This is a genomic window from Pseudomonas sp. AM8, from assembly GCF_036346475.1.
GTDB classification, from domain to species: Bacteria; Pseudomonadota; Gammaproteobacteria; order Pseudomonadales; family Pseudomonadaceae; genus Aquipseudomonas; species Aquipseudomonas marginalis.
Genome location: NZ_JAOTNX010000015.1, coordinates 105,765 through 122,197, shown reverse-complemented (window position 1 = coordinate 122,197; position 16,433 = coordinate 105,765). Strand labels below are relative to the sequence as shown.

The following is a 16,433-nucleotide window of genomic DNA, read 5'->3' as shown; positions in this document are numbered from 1 at the left end:
TAAACATTACTCGTGAACATATGAGGGCTCGGTGGGCCATTCGTTGCATTGCAATGTGGCGTGCCTGAACGGGGGCTCGGGCGCTCAGCAGGTTTCCCGATACTGCCTCGGCGTAAACCCCGTCGATGCCTTGAACTGCCGGGTGAACGCGCTGTGGTCGGTATAGCCGCACTGCAGCGCGACCTCGGTAATCGGCATGTCGCTGTGCAGCAACCGATGGGCGTGTTCCAAGCGTACTTTCTGGATCATCTGCCGGGGTGTCAGGTGGAACACGCGCTTGCAGTAGCGCTCCAGTTGCGCCACGGAAATCCCGGCGATGCGCGTCAGTTCGCCGAGGGTGACGCGGCGGTTGAAGTGCGTGCGGATATGCTCGTCCACAGCGGCCAGGCGTTGGTAGGCCGGGTGGGTTTGGCTGGCCGATTGCAGGTCGACCGAGATCCCGGCCAGGCCGATGATGCGGCCTTCGTGGTTGTACAGCGGCCATTTGTGGGTGAGGCACCAGCCGGGTTCACGGCTGCCGTACAGGTGCAGTTCAAGTTGGTCTTCCAGCACAAAACCTTGCTGCAGCACGCGCCGGTCCTGCTCGGTGTAGCCCGGTCCCAATGGTGCGGGAAAGACGTCGGCGCTGGTCTTGCCCAGCAATGGTTGCAGCTGCTTGAGGCCGCAGCGCTGCACCAGAGTGCGGTTGGCGAGGACGTAACGGGCCTCCAGGTCCTTGATGAAGATGGCGGCATTGGGGATCACGTCGAGCATTGGCAGCAGCTGCGCCACACCGGCCAGTAGCTGCTCGATGCTGTGGGGAGGGCTGGCCCCTTGGCAAAGGCTCGCAAACGCGCGTTGAAGCATGAGTGTCTCTCCCCGGCTGTCACCTTGATGGCAAGCAGATTGCCCCATGCCTGGGGTGCTGTCGAGCAGGGCGAACTGTGCTGATTTCGTCATCGATGTCGGCAAAAAACATCAATCGCCGCCCAGCCTGCGCGTTCACGATAGGGCCACTGCATGCCTATCCCTACACTCACAAGAAGGCAGCCCACAGCTCTTATTGATGGAGCGCGTTATGAAGCGACTGCATGTGATCGACTCCCACACCGGCGGCGAACCCACGCGCCTGGTGATGACCGGCTTCCCCGCGCTCAAGGGCGCGAGCATCGCCGACCAGTTGGAAAACCTGCGCACGGAGCACGACCCATGGCGCCGCGCCTGCTTGCTGGAACCCCGTGGCAATGACGTACTGGTGGGGGCGCTGTACTGTGCGCCCGTCACCCCGGGCGCCACCTGCGGGGTGATCTTTTTCAACAACACCGGTTACCTGGGCATGTGCGGCCACGGCACCATCGGCCTGGTGGCGTCCCTGCAGCACTTGGGGCTTATCCAGCCGGGCGTGCACACCCTCGACACCCCGGTGGGGACGGTGGCCGCGACCTTGCACGACTACGGTGCCGTGACCCTGCGCAACGTGCCTGCCTATCGCTATCGCCAGCAGGTGACGGTGGATGTACCGGGCCATGGCGCAGTCCAGGGCGATATTGCCTGGGGCGGCAACTGGTTCTTCCTGGTCTGCGAGCATGGCATGGCGTTGGAGATGAGCAACGTCGACGCTCTCACCGACTACACTTGGGCGATGCTCAAGGCCCTCGAGGCCCAGGGCATCCACGGCGCAGACGGCGCCCTGATCGACCATATCGAACTGTTCGCCGACGACGCCCACGCCGACAGCCGCAACTTCGTCATGTGCCCCGGCAAAGCCTACGATCGCTCCCCCTGCGGCACCGGCACCAGCGCCAAGCTGGCGTGCCTGGCCGCCGATGGGAAACTCAACCCCGGTGAAACCTGGGTACAAGCCAGCATCACCGGCAGCCGCTTCGAAGGCCGATATGAATGGGACGGCACACGTGTCATCCCCTTCATCACCGGCCGCGCCTACATGACCGCCGACAGCACCTTGCTGATCGACGAGCAGGACCCGTTTGCCTGGGGCATCTGAGCCCAACCCCTTTGATTGAACGCTGCAAGGAGCCAGGACAATGAGCGACAACATCTTCACCGGTTGCGTCCCCGCGCTGATGACCCCATGCACCGCCGCGCGCAAGCCGGACTTCGACGCGCTGGTCGCCAAGGGCCGCGAGTTGATCGATATCGGCATGAGCGCCGTGGTGTATTGCGGGTCCATGGGCGACTGGCCGTTGCTCACCGAAGCCGAGCGCCAGGAAGGCGTGGCGCGCCTGGTGGCGGCCGGCGTGCCGACCATTGTCGGTACCGGCGCGGTGAACAGCCGCGAGGCGGTGGCCCACGCCGCCCACGCGGCCAAGGTCGGCGCCCAGGGCTTGATGGTGATTCCGCGCGTGCTGTCCCGAGGTGCGTCCGCCACGGCGCAAAAGGCGCATTTCTCGGCGATCCTCAAGGCCGCGCCCAACCTGCCGGCGGTGATCTACAACAGCCCCTACTACGGCTTCGCCACTCGCGCGGAGTTGTTCTTCGAACTGCGTCGCGAACACCCGAACCTGATCGGCTTCAAGGAGTTCGGTGGCGCTGCCGACCTGCGCTATGCCGCCGAGCACATCACCTCCCAGGACGACAGCGTGACACTGATGGTCGGCGTCGATACCCAGGTGGTGCACGGTTTCGTCAACTGCAACGCCACGGGCGCAATCACCGGCGTCGGCAATGCCTTGCCCCGCGAAGTGCTGCACCTGGTGGCCCTGAGCAAGCAAGCCGCCAAGGGCGATGCCAAGGCCCGGCGCCTGGCGCGGGAACTGGAAGCGGCGTTGGCGGTGTTGTCGTCCTTCGACGAAGGCTGCGACCTGGTGCTGTATTACAAGCACCTGATGGTACTCAACGGCGACCAGGGCTACGCCCTGCACTTCAACGAGACCGACGTGCTCAGCGATGCCCAGCGGCGTTACGCCGAAACCCAGTACGCGCTGTTTCGCCAGTGGTATGCCAACTGGTCGAGAGAGGCGTAGCTGATGCACGACCCTGACCCCGCGGATATCGCCGTAATCGGAGCCGGCATCATTGGCGTTGCCTGCGCCCTGCAGCTGGCGCGCCAGGGGCGGAAAGTGCGGGTGATCGACCAGCAGGCGCCCGGCATGGGCGCCTCCTACGGCAACGCCGGGCACCTGGCGACCGAGCAAGTGTTCCCGATCGCCGACCTGTCGATCCTCAAGCGCTTGCCCGCCATGCTCATGGACCCCATGGGCCCGCTGCGCCTGGACTGGAAATACCTGCCACGCGCCCTGCCCTGGTTCATCCGCCTGCTGCTGAACCTGCGCCCGGCGAGTTACCAGGGCACGGTGACGGGTCTGCGCGCGCTCAATGAAGCGAGCCTTGGCGCCTGGCAACGGTTGCTGGCCAGTATTCAGCGCCCGGAGCTGTTGCGCGAAGATGGCTCGCTGCTGGTGTTCGAACGTTCAGACTCCCGCGCGGCCATCGATGGCTTGCAACGGCGCGTGCAGGCGCAAAACGTGCCGGTGGATTTCTGGTCGGCGGATGCCATTCGAGGGATTGCCCCGCAATTGGGCGCCCAGATCCAGGGCGGCCTGTTTTTCCCGCGAACAGGGCACTTCCTCGACCCTTACCGATTGGTCTGCGAATTGGTGGAGGCGGCCAAGGCCAGTGGCGTGCAGTTCCTCCAACACCAGGTGCTGGATGCGCGGGTTGAAGGCGATGGCGTCACCGTGAGCACCGATCAAGGCACCTTTGCCGCCCGCCAGGTGCTGATCGCCTGTGGCGCCCACTCGGCCAGACTCACCGCCGCCCTGACCGGCAAAAAAGTCCCGCTGGATACCGAACGCGGCTATCACCTGATGCTGCCCCATGAACATCAGCGCCTGCCGTTTGCCGTCACGTCCCTGGAGCGCAAGTTCATCATGACACCCATGACAGGCGGCCTGCGCCTGGCCGGCACCGTGGAATTCGCCGGCCTCGACCGCCCGCCGAACATGGCGCGGGCGTGGCAGTTGCATCGGTTGAGCCAGGGGTTGTTTCGTGAGGATTTGAGTGCAGAGGACGCGACCCCGTGGATGGGCTTCAGACCGTCGCTGCCGGATTCGCTGCCGATTATTGATCGGGTGTGTGACGGGAAGGTGCTGCTTGCGTTCGGGCATCAGCATCTGGGGCTGACCCAGGCGGCGGTGACGGCGGAGATGGTGGGGCAATTGGCGTCGGGGGCGCCTGCGTTTTCGGGGTTGCCGGCGCTAGGGCCGTATCGACTGGGGCGGTTTTGAGAAGAACCGCCACGTCCAAGCACAGCAACTTGCACAAGCTATTTCATGTGGTGAGCGGGCTTGCCCCGCGTGGGGGGCGAAGCGCCCCTGATCAAGACGAATGCCGAGTCTCAGGCACTCCTCTGCGCCTGGTTTTGGGGCTGCTGCGCAGCCCAACGCGGGACAAGCCCGCTCACCACAATTGAGCTCGACAACTCCCACATTTGATCTTCATGGTTTTGCAGACGGTGCTCGCTTCACTGCACGAGATTACCGGTCGAAGCAGCCAACAGGGCATCCGCCGTGCCTTGGATTTCTTCGCGCATCCACAGCTTTTCCAACCAGCCGCCAGGAATTGCTTGGGCGCCATAATACGCACCGGCCAGCTGACCAACGATGGCTGCGGTAGTGTCTGCGTCATCGCCCAGATTGGCCGCCATCAGCACTGCCGCCGCAAAGCTGTCGGTATGGTGGAAGCACCAGAGTGCGGCCTCAAGAGACGCCACGGCGTAGCCGGTGCCGACGATGTCATCACGGGACTTATCCAGGTAATTGCCCTGCGCAAGTGCGGCGACTTTGGCGGTCGCGAGGTCCATCTGCGCCAACTGCAATACCTGATCCTTTGAAACACCCTCAAGCGCATTGCTGATTGCCTGGGCCAGCACCAGGCAGCACTCGATTGCTTCCTGAGCAGCGTGGGTGGTGCGCGAGCTTTCGGCGGCGTAATGGCGGATACGTTGAAGGTCCGGAAAGTAAAACAGCACCACCGGTGCAAGGCGCATCAACGAACCATTTCCGGCGGAATACGGATCCGTAGAGCCTGAAAAGGGGTTTGCACTGTCTTGATACGCCGTTAGCGCCTTACTCACGGTCAGGCCAATATCGAAACAGTCGCCGGTGGAACTCAAATAGCCCCATTTCCACCAATTCAGATATCGACCCATCTGATCCGCCGCGTCAAAACCCTCTTTGCGCAACAGACTTTCGGCGAGGCACAGCGCCATTGAAGTATCGTCAGTCCACTGGCCGGGCTTGAGGTTGAACGGCCCTCCTCCCACCATATCGGTGAGCGGAGTAAATGTGCCACGGGGCATGAACTCGACCGTGGTACCGACTGCATCGCCACAGGCCAAGCCCAGCAAACTGCCGCGATAACGATCCAAACGTGTAAGAGACATGGGTCCTCCTTGAAAAATCATGTCGGAGTGCACGGAGCGGCAGTCACTTTACTTGACCAACCGCTTCTCCTTGGAGGGGCGATATCCGAAATACGAGCTGTAGCATTTGCTGAAATGGCTCGGCGAGACAAACCCGCACGCCACCAGCACTTCCACCTGTGACAGTTCGGTGTGCTGCAACAGCCGGCGTGCTTCGGTGACGCGCAGTTCCATGTAGTAGCGCTGCGGCGTGGTGCCCAGTTGTTCCTTGAACAGGCGCTCCAGTTGGCGGCGCGAGCGGCCGGCGTAGACGGCGAGTTGGTCGAGTTCCAGCGGTTCTTCGAGGTTGGCATCCATCAGCTTGACCACTTCGCGCAGGGGCGCGCTGACGCTGACGTTTTCAGTGGGTTTGATCCGCCGATAACGCGATTCCTCGAAGGCCAGGATGTCTTCGATACCTTCGACCAGGGCTTTGTCGTGCAAGCTTTTGATCCAGTCCAGGGCCATGTGGAAGGCGCCGGAGGGGCTCGACGCGGTGAGGCGGTCGCGGTCGATCACGTAGGGCTCGCTGGTAACGTGGGTGGCCTTGGACACTTCCGCCAGGGCCGGGCGGTGTTCGGGGTGGATGGCGCAGCGGTAGCCCTGCAACAGGCCGGCACGGCCGAGGAACCATGCGCCGTTCCACAACCCCGCGAGGCTCACGCCCTGCTCGGCGGCACTACGCAGCAGTTGGATCAATTGGTCGTCAGCCTTGAGTTCGGTGCGAAAGCCGCCGCAGATCACCAGCAGATCCAGGCCTTGCAGCGCGGGTGCATCGAGACGCGCATCCGGCCGGATCACCAGGCCCAGGTCACTGATGACTTCCCCGTCGTCACAACCGAAGGTGCGCGTGGCGAACAGATCAGGTCGCAGCAGGTTGGCGGTGACCACGGTGTCGAGGGTCTGGGTGAATGCCGGCAGGGAAAAATGTTCGAGCAGCAGGAAGCCGACGCGAGTGACCGATGCCGGCTGGGAGGTTTCGTTGAGGTAGCGCAGGTTCTTGCCTTTCATGCCACCGCTGAACTGGCGTCTTTCCATCGAGGATTGGCCCACTTTTATTGTTGATGCAATGGGCGCCATCTTAGGGGGAAAAACGCTGGCTGTCTCAGGCACTGATCTTGAAAAAACCACGGGCGCCAAAAGCCCGTGGCAGAACCCTCGCCGACGCATCTGATACGGTTTTTTCTTTGCTATCTGCGCCTGTATTGAAACGCCGCCTGGGCGGACAATGGCCCCCATCCCCACCCCCTTCCTTCGGAGGCCTTATGACCAAGATGGCGATTTTCCTGTTCGGTTTTTTGGTGCTGACCATCGGCATCGGCCTGCTGGCGACCATCTCGCCGGTTTAGCACCTAGCCGGCAAACAACATCGGGTACAGCGACAGCACCAGCAACCCGGCCATTGACCAATTGAACAGCCTCAACCAGCGCGGCTCGCGCAGCACATTACGCAAGCCGCTGCCACACCCGACCCACACGCACACGCTGGGTAGGTTGACCACGGCAAAGACCAGCGCAATCACCAGCACGTTGGTGACATAGCCCTCAGCCGGCGTATAGGTGGTGATGGCCCCGAGCGCCATTATCCACGCCTTGGGGTTCACCCACTGAAACGCCGCCGCGCCCAAGAACGTCATGGGTTTGCCGTGTTCATCATTGCTATCGGACATGCCGCCCGCCGTGGCGATCTTCCAGGCCAGGTACAGCAAGTACACCGCGCCCACATAGCGCAACACCGTGTAGGCCCACGGGAATACCTTGAACACTTCGCCCAGGCCCAGGCCGACCGAAATCACCAGCAGCATGAAGCCGATACTGATCCCCAGCGCATGGGGCATCGAGCGACGAAACCCGAAGTTCACCCCCGAGGCAAGCAACATGGTGTTATTCGGCCCTGGGGTGATCGAGGACACGAAGGCGAACAGCACAAAGGCTGACAGCAGGCTGGTAGACATGGACATGGTGCGGCATCCGAGCAGTGTGGTAGGCCTGCGACAGTAGTGGGTTATGCCGCCCGGCGCCCCGTACAGCCAGGCACGGATCGAGGCATACACTTCAGGTTCAGATGGCTCCGGCGTTTTCACAAAGCTTTCACAGACGCGGCCTTATGGTGAACCCAGCTCCTAATGAACATTCCTTTTAGCCCGTGCTCCCCATCGCGGGCTTTTCTTTGCCTGGGATTTATCCGGGGCAAAAAAAGAGGTGAGCCATAATTCATGGCCCACCTCTGGCTGACTAACGGTTAACGCGGACCACCGCCTGGGCCACCGCCTTGACCATGACCACCACCGCCGTGATCACCACCCCCGCCACCGCCCGGCGGCATGAATATCCAGCAGCCCGACAAGGTCGACAACAGCGCGACAACAACAGCCGCCTTGGTTAGGTAATTCAACTTCATGACAACGCTCTCTGCTTTACAAGGTTGGGTGTACGTCAATTAAGACCTCGGTAAATGAAGTCCGTCATGAGTTTCGTGTAACGTCTTGGTAGGGTTTGTGTTGGGGTGGATACACGTCATTCGTTGATGCGAGTAAGGCCAACTTCGCTACCTGATCAGCACCAAAGGGAGAAGTAGATGAAAGAGTTGATACAGGGCCTCGATGGACCCAGAACTGCCCAGCAGGAATTGTTTTATGACCTGGAAGATGCAACTGCAGTCATTGGCTGGTCCGTGGTTGAACTGACAGCCCTGGCGAACAGCAGCAGGACGCCGAGTGAGGCGTTGGCGCTAATGAAGATCGGCACGTTGCTGGCAACTCAGCGGGATAAAATCGCCTGCTACGCGGTTGAAGTGAAGGCGCAGCGCATCAGCAGGTCAGAGACTGGCGCTGAAGATAGAGTTCAGTACGCTCAAGAATGAGGGCCTCGACTCGGAAATCGTAGCCAGCCCTCGATCTTTACGTCAGCGAATAGTGCGAGCCAGCGGGAGCCGACTCGATCAGGTCATTCGACAGCAGCGTCAGGTTGAGCGTTTCTCGTCGAGATCATGTAGTTTTTTAACACCCTTCCCCGTCTTCCGCTCGTATTGATGATGAAAAAACCAAACGACCAAAAGTAGCATCGCCAGACCAAAAATGAATAGCAGCAGCTCTATTGCGGGACCTTCGTGTGAAAACATTTTCGTTCCTCATCCTGAAGTAGCGTGACTTGAAAACAGCCACAACCGAAATTATTCGTAACAATACGAACATTTTCAGGGTAGTCGCCAACACGGGCCATGACAACCTTAAAAGCCTCCTGACCCTTGATCTAGACACGTCACTCGTCGAAAAAACCTTCGAGCGTGGGAGGGACACGGCACAACGCTGTACACAACGGGAAGGGAATGGCGCCTGCACAGGCGGATGCGGAGGAAGGTAGATCGGCCTGCTCGAGAGGTTGGCACCCGGGCCTTTTCTTACGCCCAATAAAAAACCCCGTAGACGTTAATCTACGGGGTTTTCAAGAGTGGAGGCCGAGGTCGGAATCGAACCGGCGTAGGCGGATTTGCAATCCACGAATATCCTCATCATTTTCAATAAGTTATATGAGAATCGTAACCGTCCGCGCAACACACCTTCCTGACACCGTCGCTTGAGGCGATGGTGTCCACCAAAATTTAAGTGGACACCATTTTTAGCCTTTCTTAAGCGGACGCCCATGCCACAAGAACGCCGTTCCTATTCCAAATCCTTCAAGGCCCAGGTCATTGCCGAATGTGCGCAGCCTGACACCTCGATTGCCAATGTCGCATTGACCCACAACCTCAATGCCAACCTCGTCCATAAATGGATACGAGTGCATGCGCAGAAAAATTTGGCACTGCAAGCTGCTTTCATTCCGGTCAAGGCAGCGCCGCCGATAGCGAAGCATCCAGCTTTTCCCGCCACGATCCGAATCGAAGTGCCTCATTCAAAAGGCATAGTCGTTGTGAGTTGGCCGGCAGAAAATGCAGCGGCGTGTTCTGCTTTCCTGCGAGATCTGCTGCGATGATCCGCATCGACTCGATCTGGCTCGCCACCGAGCCCATGGACATGCGCGCCGGCACTGACACCGCGCTGGCGCGAGTCGTCGCGGTGTTCGGTGCGGCGAAGCCGCACTGTGCTTATCTGTTCGCCAACCGCCGCGCCAATCGTATGAAAGTGTTGGTGCATGACGGCGTGGGGATTTGGCTTGCCGCCCGGCGCTTGAATCAAGGACGCTTCTTTTGGCCTGGCGTGCGGCACGGCTCTGAAGTCGCGTTGGACGCAGAGCAACTTCAAGCCTTAGTGCTCGGCTTACCTTGGCAACGCGTCGGTTCCGGAGGGGCCATCACGGTGCTCTAACTCGCCTGCCATGGCGCGCTTGCCAACGCAATTGGCCCATCAGTCTATCGCCGCCACTAGCCCTCTTTGGCAAAATCGGCGACATGACTTCGCATCCGAATCTCGATCAATTAACCCTTGAAGAACTGCGTGCCTTGGCGGCGCAGTTGATCCAGCGCGTCGAGACGATGGACAAGAAAATCACTCATCACAAGTCGGTCAACGAGAAACTGACCCACGAGATCGCGCTGCTCAAACGCTTCAAGTTTGCCAAGCGCAGCGAGCAGTTGAGCCCGGATCAAGCCAGCCTGCTCGGTGACTTGATCGATACGGATATCGCCGCTATCGAAGCCGAACTTGAGGCGCTACAACCGGCATCTGTCGAAGCCAAAGTGCGCCTGCAACCCAAGCGCGCCCCGCTGCCACCGCAGTTTCCTCGCACTCTGATCCATCACGAACCGGACAACACCCACTGCCAGTGCGGCTGCGCCCTCAAGCGTATCGGCGAAGATGCCAGCGAAAAGCTCGACTACACGCCCGGCGTGTTCACCGTCGAGCGCCACATCCGTGGCAAGTGGGTCTGCGAACAGTGCGAAACGCTGATACAGGCGCCGGTACCGGCGCACGTCATCGACAAAGGCATTCCGACAGCGGGCCTGCTGGCCCACATCATGGTAGCCAAGTTCGCCGACCATCTGCCTCTGTATCGCCAAGAGAAAATCTTCGGTCGCGCCGGGCTGCCCATCGCCCGTTCGACCTTGGCGCAGTGGGTGGGCAACTGCGGCGTACAATTACAGCCGCTGGTTGATGCGCTGCGCGAAGCCGTACTGACGCACGGCGTCGTCCACGCTGACGAAACGCCGGTACAAATGCTGACGCCTGGCGCGAAGAAAACTCATCGCGCTTACGTCTGGGCCTATGCCACCAGTCAGTTCTCGGATCTGGCTGCGGTCGTTTACGACTTCAGCCCGAGCCGTGCTGGCGAACATGCTCGAAACTTCCTCGGCCACTGGAACGGCAAGCTGGTCTGCGATGACTTTGCTGGCTATAAGGCAGGCTTTGAACTAGGCGTCACGGAGATCGGCTGCATGGCCCATGCACGCCGAAAGTTCTTCGACTTGCACGCGACTAATAAGAGCCAGATTGCCGAAAAAGCGCTGCACTACATCGCGTCCTTGTACGAAGTTGAACGAGAGGCGCGCGAGCTGGAGCCGAGTATCCGGCAGCTCATACGGCAGGAAAAAGCATCGCCGATCATCGATGCACTTTATACCTGGATGATCGCTCAGAGGCAGCTTGTGCCTGAGGGGTCAGCCATCGCGAAAGCCTTGGATTACAGCCTTAAACGCTGGATAGCGCTGACGCGCTATCTAGATGATGGTGCTGTGCCCATCGACAATAACTGGTGCGAGAATCAAATCCGACCGTGGGCTCTTGGACGCTCGAACTGGCTGTTCGCGGGTTCGTTACGTAGCGGAAAACGGGCAGCGGCGATCATGAGTTTAATCCAATCGGCACGACTCAACGGGCATGATCCCTATGCTTACCTTAAAGACGTGTTGAATCGTCTGCCGACCCAAAAAGCACATGAGGTGACAAATTTGCTACCGCATCAATGGCAAGCTCTGTAACCATGGGACGTTTTTGAAGATTTGAAATTGCTCCGCCTCGTCGACCCACAATTCAGTTTCCTAAGGCTAGTCGCGTTCCTTTATGGTTTATGCATCCTTCCTTTTGATCGCATTGCTCTACGCCAGCGTCGGCCAGGCGGGGGCTTCAGGTTATATAGCAGTCATGGCGCTGCTTGAGTTTGCCCCGGAAAGTATTAAACCAACTGCATTAGTTCTGAACACATTGGTTTCTCTACTGGTTACTTGGCGCTTCATGCGCTCAGGCCGGGTGGATTGGAAATTACTGTGGCCCTTTGCTTTAGCAGCGGTGCCCATGGCACTGCTAGGCGGTGCTCTGACTCTGCCAGTGCTTTGGTTTGACCGGCTACTAGGTTCGCTCTTACTGGTCGCCGGAATCCCCTTCTTTTTGAAAAAACCTAATGAGGAAAGCATTAAGCCACCCAGAGTTGCGGTGGCCTTACTCGTTGGTAGCGTAATAGGGGTTCTATCTGGATTAACCGGAGTGGGAGGTGGCGTTCTGATTACGCCCCTGCTGATCTATTGCAGATGGGCTAGCGTGAAAACGGCAGCGGCAATTTCTGCTCCGTTCATTCTTCTCAACTCTTTAGCTGCTCTGGCAGGACATTGGGGCAGCACCAGTCAACTCCCCGAGAACGTCTGGGGGTTAGCGATGATTGCACTCTTGGGAGCGTTGATCGGTTCCCACCTCGGAACCAAGTTCCTACCGACAAATGCGGTGCAGAAGATACTTGGAGCGATTCTTCTGATGTCAGGACTCAAACTGCTGCTCGGGTAAGCATCCAAAAATTACGACACGGAGAAAAAGTCAGCCATGACGACCCCTCCGACCCAATCCCGTCGTCAACCTGGTTTAACCAGACGCTTACGAAGAACTTGCGCCGTGCATGGGCCATGCAGCCGATCTCGGTCACGCCGAGTTCAAAGCTGGCCTTGTAGCCGCCACCATCGCCTTAAGCGATGGCATCAGGAAGGTGTGTTGCCCGGACGGTTACTGAGAATCTATTCCGCATCACCAACATTTATTTCTCGCTGGAGCCCTCTAAAATCGGGAAGTTCTATTTCGGTTGCGGAATGGATTTCTATGCTTCGTCGAGTACAGCCGAATCGCCCTACGGCTGGCCCTATCAAGCCTTCCATTCAAAGGTCTGAGATAGGGATTCGGACCCCTTCCTCATTCATACAGGCAGCTATAGGCAAGCAATTACGGCTAATTGCTTGGTATTAGAAAGCGCAACGCGCGCTACAGCGGCCCATTTTCTGCCCTAAAACGATGCGACTCCCCCCAATGCTCACATACGTTTCGCCTTCATGTATTGGGCTAGGAAATTTTTCGCTTTAGTCTTCTCGGCTTTCCACGTTTTTTCCATCGCTTTGTTCGCCGCCTTCACTGCTTGCTCTGTGGACCGAGCAGACGCTTCCATTTGCTCCCGAATGATTGGAGGCTGACGTGCGAGTTCGTCCGGGTCAAGGATGGGAGTTTCCTCACGCGGCTGACCTATAGCCATAACGATCTGCTGTTTGCGTAGGGATATAGGTTCAAATCCATAACCCTTGTAGACAGACACCAAGCGAACGTCACAAGACAGGCTGACCACCGCATACCTGGATATGATCTCAAGCACCATTAAGCTAAGAATCCCCTCGCATCTACGAGGCTTGGAAACTGCCGCGTAGTAGATGCCGCACTCGGGCCGCGACCCGGGAGATAGGCCACAAAGGGCGAACCCGACAAGTTGACCATCATCAGTAGCAGTAACTAGCTCTATCTGGGAGGGAGCTGGCCGCGCCAAGTACGCCCTCACCTCGGTAAGCAGACTGAGCCGATATGCGCTGAACAGAGGGTGCGATACCGGAGGGTGTCGCATAGAGAGGTCTGTTACATTGTCGGCGACGAGGTCCAACACCTGCTCTCCTATTTGTTGCAGTATTGGAGCAGCAGTTGTTTTAACAAGGATCATATGGGCCTCCTGGCCTTCTGAGGGAGCAGCAACACGTCTAACTCTCATTCAAGCACGCCGGCTCTGGTGATGCGCGTGGGCCTCATCAAGTAACCAGGGATGCCTTCCCAAATAACGGATTATCGCAGCACTCATTGTTTTTGATTCTCTATCTGCGCTTTGTCCCCAAGCCGCGACTTGGCTTTTAGCAAACCCTCCACTGGTTTCGAGCTGCAGCAATATTGCAGACCGCGTCAAATTGACACTACGCTTGAGCGAGAGGAATGCATTTGCAACATCTAAATCTTCAAGTCGGGTATATTCAATTTCTTTTAAGTCCTCAAGACATATTTCCAACAAATTTGAGTGATATTTTAGCATCGCTGGGGTGGGCACCCCCTGCAAGATGTACTGACTTGCTCCCGCAATCACTTCGCTCGCATAGGCAGCGACTCCGAAAGCTTTCTCCATATAGCCGTAGCCCTCAAATAGCTTGTCCTCTTTTTGTTGCATCACTCCCCGACGCGCAATCGCGACTGCGGCTAAAATCGCGCCGATGCTTCCTATGGCTTGCACCCATGCACTCATGTTTTCAGTCGATCCGACAGCTTTTATTACCACCCAGAGAGTCCAGCCCAAAAAGCCCATTGAGATAAAACTCCATACCACCCATATTGAAGCCAGCTTCATGCTTTCAGGGACTATCAACGCTTTCATTTTCGAATGGTCCACGGAGAAAATCGGAGCTTGACTGGGTTTCAAAATTTGGTCCAGCGCCGCGTGCTACACACCCCGATTGTGTAAGAGTATGTCTGTGATTTTGAGGCATAGGCCCGTGGTTATTGGCTACGGCGGCTGTTCACAGCAGGTTGCATAGATGCATAAATGGCATTGGGTGGCATAGGTTGGCGTACGATTTGCCCCATTTTTGCCCCACACCAGGTCTGCCCAAACGCGCTTTGTTTCCTATGAATGGCCTGGGGCAAAATCTGCTCATCGGCCAGCGGGAGAGTACGCAGCATGATGGGACAGTTATCGAGTGGGCAAGGCCACGACCTGGAACACACCCGGCGTCATGACGGCCATCACCTGCGCCTGGCTCGACGATGGCACGGTCGCCGCACTGGAAACGCAAAAACGCGCCGATGCCCGAGCCCAACAGGCCTTGGCCGACTTGGTGCTGTCAGGGTTGCCAGTGATACGTCACCCCGCTTCGTACTTTCTGTGGCTGCCGCTGGCAGAGGATGCAAGGGCGGACCAAGTCGCGCTGGAATTGATGCGCGAGCACGTGTCGGTCTCGACGGCCGAGCCGTTTTGCACCTCGGCTCACGTACCTCATGCCATACGGCTGGCGCTCGGCTCGGTGAGCATGGAGACCCTGTGTGAAGCGCTGACCACCGTAAAGCGGGTGGTCGGAGCCTATATCTGATCTCGGTTCACTCAGGTACGAAAACGGGACACGAGGTTGTTCAACTCGACCGCCAGACGCGACAACTCGTAACTCGCCGCGTTGGTCTGCAGAGCGCCGGCTGCAGACTGCGCGGACAGGTCACGGATGGCAACCAGGTTGCTGTCCACTTCACGGGCAACTTGAGCCTGCTCTTCCGCGGCACTGGCGATGACCAGATTGCGTTCGTTGATCTGGCCGATGGCAGCAAAGATGTCTTCAAGTACCGCGCCGGAGGCTTGAGTGATTTCCAGAGTACCTTGCGCGCGCAGGGTGCTATCGCGCATCGACTCAACAGCTTGCTCGGCGGTGGTCTGCACGCTGCCGATCATCTGCTCGATCTCGCGAGTGGACTCCTGAGTGCGATAGGCGAGTGTTCGGACTTCATCGGCGACCACGGCAAAGCCGCGCCCCGCCTCGCCGGCGCGGGCGGCCTCGATAGCGGCATTGAGGGCGAGCAGGTTAGTCTGCTCCGACACGGCACGGATCACGTCCAACACCTTGCCGATGTTGCGCACTTCGCCGGCCAAGTGCTGGATACGCTCTGCGCTGCCCTGGATTTCAGTTGTCATCAACTGAGTACCCGCGATGTTTTCGCGAACTTGTCGACGACTTTTCTCCGACAGCGTGTTTGACGCTGTCGCCGCTTGCGAAGTGGAGACGGCATTGCGCGCTACTTCTTCGACGGCGCTGGTCATCTGGTTAACCGCCGTGGCGGCTTGTTCAAGTTGCATGTCTTGTTGCTGCAGGCCACGGTTGCTTTCCTCGGTCACTGCGTTGAGTTCTTCGGCCGCCGAGGCCAACTGAGTCGCAGAACCGGAAATCAGGATCAAGGTGTTCCGCTGGCTGGCTTGCATGCGCTGAAGTTCAACGAACAAGTCACCGATTTCGTTGCGGCTCGGGGCCACGACCTCTTGGGTCAGGTCGCCGTTGGCGATGCGCTTGAAATGCTCACCGGCTTCACGAAGCGGACGCAGTACACGGCCGGAGATGAACATCCAGCAAATCACCGCCAGCGCCAGGGTGATACATGCCAGTGCCAGGGATAGCCGCTTGGCAGTTGCCAGGCGGTCACTGGCCTCTTGATTGATTTCAGCGGCGCGGGCATCCAGGGCGCCGACCAGATTCACCCGGATCTCCTGAAGTTTGGTCATGCCCTTGCCAGCGCTGATGTTGACCACAAAATACTGGTCCGCCGAGCGTGCACGCGTCGCGGCGCGTTGGCCGACGATGGCGGTACCGTACTCGGCGAACGCGGCCTTCAGTTCGCTGGCTAGCGCTTGAAGTTTTGGGTCGCTAATGTCGGCCGTTGATGCATTGAGTTTGGCGATGGCATCGTTCCAGATGCCTTCACTGCGCACCAGCCGGGCTTCTGCATCCTCAAATCGACCACCTACCGTTTCAATAAAGGCCGATGACACATTGGCACTGGTACGAATGGCCAACAACAGCGAATTGTTGATGCCGTCAATCTGTTGTGAAGTGTGTCTGAGCTCGTCGACCTGATCATAGCTGCGCACAGCAGATGACCAACTGTTGACGATCGAGAACATCAGCGCGATGACGAATAACACCAACACGCCGATCATGCCTGTGCGGACTTTCAAGTGGGCAAACATGTAGAAGCTCCGGACTGCGAGTAAATGGTTGTAATACGCTATCCACGCCAGGCGTTGAAACTTGAGCGGTTTGCAGAGAACCTGGGCGATC

Annotated in this window: 17 protein-coding genes and 1 pseudogene; 10 read left to right on the top strand and 8 right to left on the bottom strand. The window is 58.6% G+C overall.

What is annotated here, in order from left to right; translation table 11 throughout:
• Positions 1-84 precede the first annotated feature (84 nt).
• On the bottom strand, positions 85-846 hold the full coding sequence (locus tag V3W40_RS29455) for an AraC family transcriptional regulator (protein WP_027606712.1): 762 nt from the start codon (positions 844-846) through the stop codon (positions 85-87).
• 211 nt (positions 847-1,057) lie between these two features.
• Here V3W40_RS29455 and V3W40_RS29450 point away from each other — a divergent pair, with 211 nt between their 5' ends.
• Genes V3W40_RS29450 through V3W40_RS29440 form a run of 3 tightly spaced genes read left to right on the top strand, consistent with a single transcriptional unit; the run spans position 1,058 to position 4,226 of the window.
• On the top strand, positions 1,058-1,984 hold the full coding sequence (locus V3W40_RS29450; protein ID WP_330216181.1) for a 4-hydroxyproline epimerase: 927 nt from the start codon (positions 1,058-1,060) through the stop codon (positions 1,982-1,984).
• A gap of 40 nt (positions 1,985-2,024) precedes the next feature.
• Positions 2,025-2,963: a dihydrodipicolinate synthase family protein gene (locus tag V3W40_RS29445; RefSeq protein ID WP_065946923.1), complete on the top strand. Its 939-nt coding sequence runs from the start codon at positions 2,025-2,027 to the stop codon at positions 2,961-2,963.
• A gap of 3 nt (positions 2,964-2,966) precedes the next feature.
• Positions 2,967-4,226 (top strand): FAD-dependent oxidoreductase, encoded by a 1,260-nt coding sequence (locus V3W40_RS29440; protein WP_065927385.1) that lies wholly within the window; start codon positions 2,967-2,969, stop codon positions 4,224-4,226.
• Positions 4,227-4,462: 236 nt separating this feature from the next.
• Here the strand turns inward: V3W40_RS29440 and V3W40_RS29435 are convergent, their stop codons facing one another.
• Entirely contained in the window at positions 4,463-5,383 is a 921-nt protein-coding gene (locus V3W40_RS29435) for an ADP-ribosylglycohydrolase family protein (RefSeq protein WP_330216180.1), read from the bottom strand.
• A gap of 48 nt (positions 5,384-5,431) precedes the next feature.
• A complete protein-coding gene (locus V3W40_RS29430) occupies positions 5,432-6,439 on the bottom strand; it encodes a GlxA family transcriptional regulator (RefSeq protein WP_074846863.1) in 1,008 nt (335 codons plus the stop codon).
• A gap of 80 nt (positions 6,440-6,519) precedes the next feature.
• On the opposite strand from V3W40_RS29430, the gene V3W40_RS29425 reads away from it, so the two are divergent.
• Positions 6,520-6,750, top strand: coding sequence for a hypothetical protein (locus V3W40_RS29425; protein WP_141690759.1), 231 nt, complete (start codon positions 6,520-6,522; stop codon positions 6,748-6,750).
• A 3-nt stretch (positions 6,751-6,753) separates the two neighbouring features.
• Here the strand turns inward: V3W40_RS29425 and V3W40_RS29420 are convergent, their stop codons facing one another.
• Positions 6,754-7,362 (bottom strand): LysE family translocator, encoded by a 609-nt coding sequence (locus V3W40_RS29420; protein WP_065927383.1) that lies wholly within the window; start codon positions 7,360-7,362, stop codon positions 6,754-6,756.
• 281 nt (positions 7,363-7,643) lie between these two features.
• On the bottom strand, positions 7,644-7,802 hold the full coding sequence (locus V3W40_RS29415; RefSeq protein WP_162844265.1) for a hypothetical protein: 159 nt from the start codon (positions 7,800-7,802) through the stop codon (positions 7,644-7,646).
• 177 nt (positions 7,803-7,979) lie between these two features.
• Between V3W40_RS29415 and V3W40_RS29410 the strand changes: the two genes are divergently transcribed.
• From V3W40_RS29410 to V3W40_RS29390, 5 genes are all read left to right on the top strand, one after another.
• A complete protein-coding gene (locus tag V3W40_RS29410) occupies positions 7,980-8,264 on the top strand; it encodes a hypothetical protein (protein ID WP_137212258.1) in 285 nt (94 codons plus the stop codon).
• Between the two features lie 779 nt (positions 8,265-9,043).
• Positions 9,044-9,376 (top strand): IS66-like element accessory protein TnpA, encoded by a 333-nt coding sequence (gene tnpA / locus V3W40_RS29405; RefSeq protein ID WP_223496833.1) that lies wholly within the window; start codon positions 9,044-9,046, stop codon positions 9,374-9,376.
• Positions 9,373-9,708 carry an IS66 family insertion sequence element accessory protein TnpB gene (gene tnpB / locus V3W40_RS29400; RefSeq protein WP_223496835.1) on the top strand — a complete coding sequence of 112 codons (336 nt, stop codon included), beginning with the start codon at positions 9,373-9,375 and terminating at the stop codon, positions 9,706-9,708. The genes tnpA and tnpB overlap by 4 nt, the downstream gene beginning before the upstream one ends.
• Before the next feature lie 83 nt (positions 9,709-9,791).
• Positions 9,792-11,318, top strand: coding sequence for an IS66 family transposase (tnpC, locus tag V3W40_RS29395; RefSeq protein WP_330216179.1), 1,527 nt, complete (start codon positions 9,792-9,794; stop codon positions 11,316-11,318).
• Between the two features lie 82 nt (positions 11,319-11,400).
• Positions 11,401-12,114, top strand: a complete 714-nt coding sequence (locus V3W40_RS29390; RefSeq protein WP_063321015.1) for a sulfite exporter TauE/SafE family protein — start codon at positions 11,401-11,403, stop codon at positions 12,112-12,114.
• Between the two features lie 514 nt (positions 12,115-12,628).
• On the opposite strand, the gene V3W40_RS29380 is transcribed toward V3W40_RS29390, so the two are convergent.
• Together V3W40_RS29380 and V3W40_RS29375 are read right to left on the bottom strand one after the other, a co-directional pair.
• Positions 12,629-12,964 carry a hypothetical protein gene (locus tag V3W40_RS29380; RefSeq protein ID WP_330216178.1) on the bottom strand — a complete coding sequence of 112 codons (336 nt, stop codon included), beginning with the start codon at positions 12,962-12,964 and terminating at the stop codon, positions 12,629-12,631.
• Positions 12,965-13,345: 381 nt separating this feature from the next.
• A complete protein-coding gene (locus V3W40_RS29375; protein WP_330216177.1) occupies positions 13,346-13,993 on the bottom strand; it encodes a hypothetical protein in 648 nt (215 codons plus the stop codon).
• Positions 13,994-14,324: 331 nt separating this feature from the next.
• On the opposite strand from V3W40_RS29375, the pseudogene V3W40_RS29370 reads away from it, so the two are divergent.
• Positions 14,325-14,705, top strand: a pseudogene (locus V3W40_RS29370) (aminotransferase class I/II-fold pyridoxal phosphate-dependent enzyme); the annotation flags it as partial.
• Positions 14,706-14,716: 11 nt separating this feature from the next.
• On the opposite strand, the gene V3W40_RS29365 reads toward V3W40_RS29370, so the two are convergent.
• Positions 14,717-16,342: a methyl-accepting chemotaxis protein gene (locus V3W40_RS29365; RefSeq protein ID WP_330216176.1), complete on the bottom strand. Its 1,626-nt coding sequence runs from the start codon at positions 16,340-16,342 to the stop codon at positions 14,717-14,719.
• Positions 16,343-16,433 lie beyond the last annotated feature (91 nt).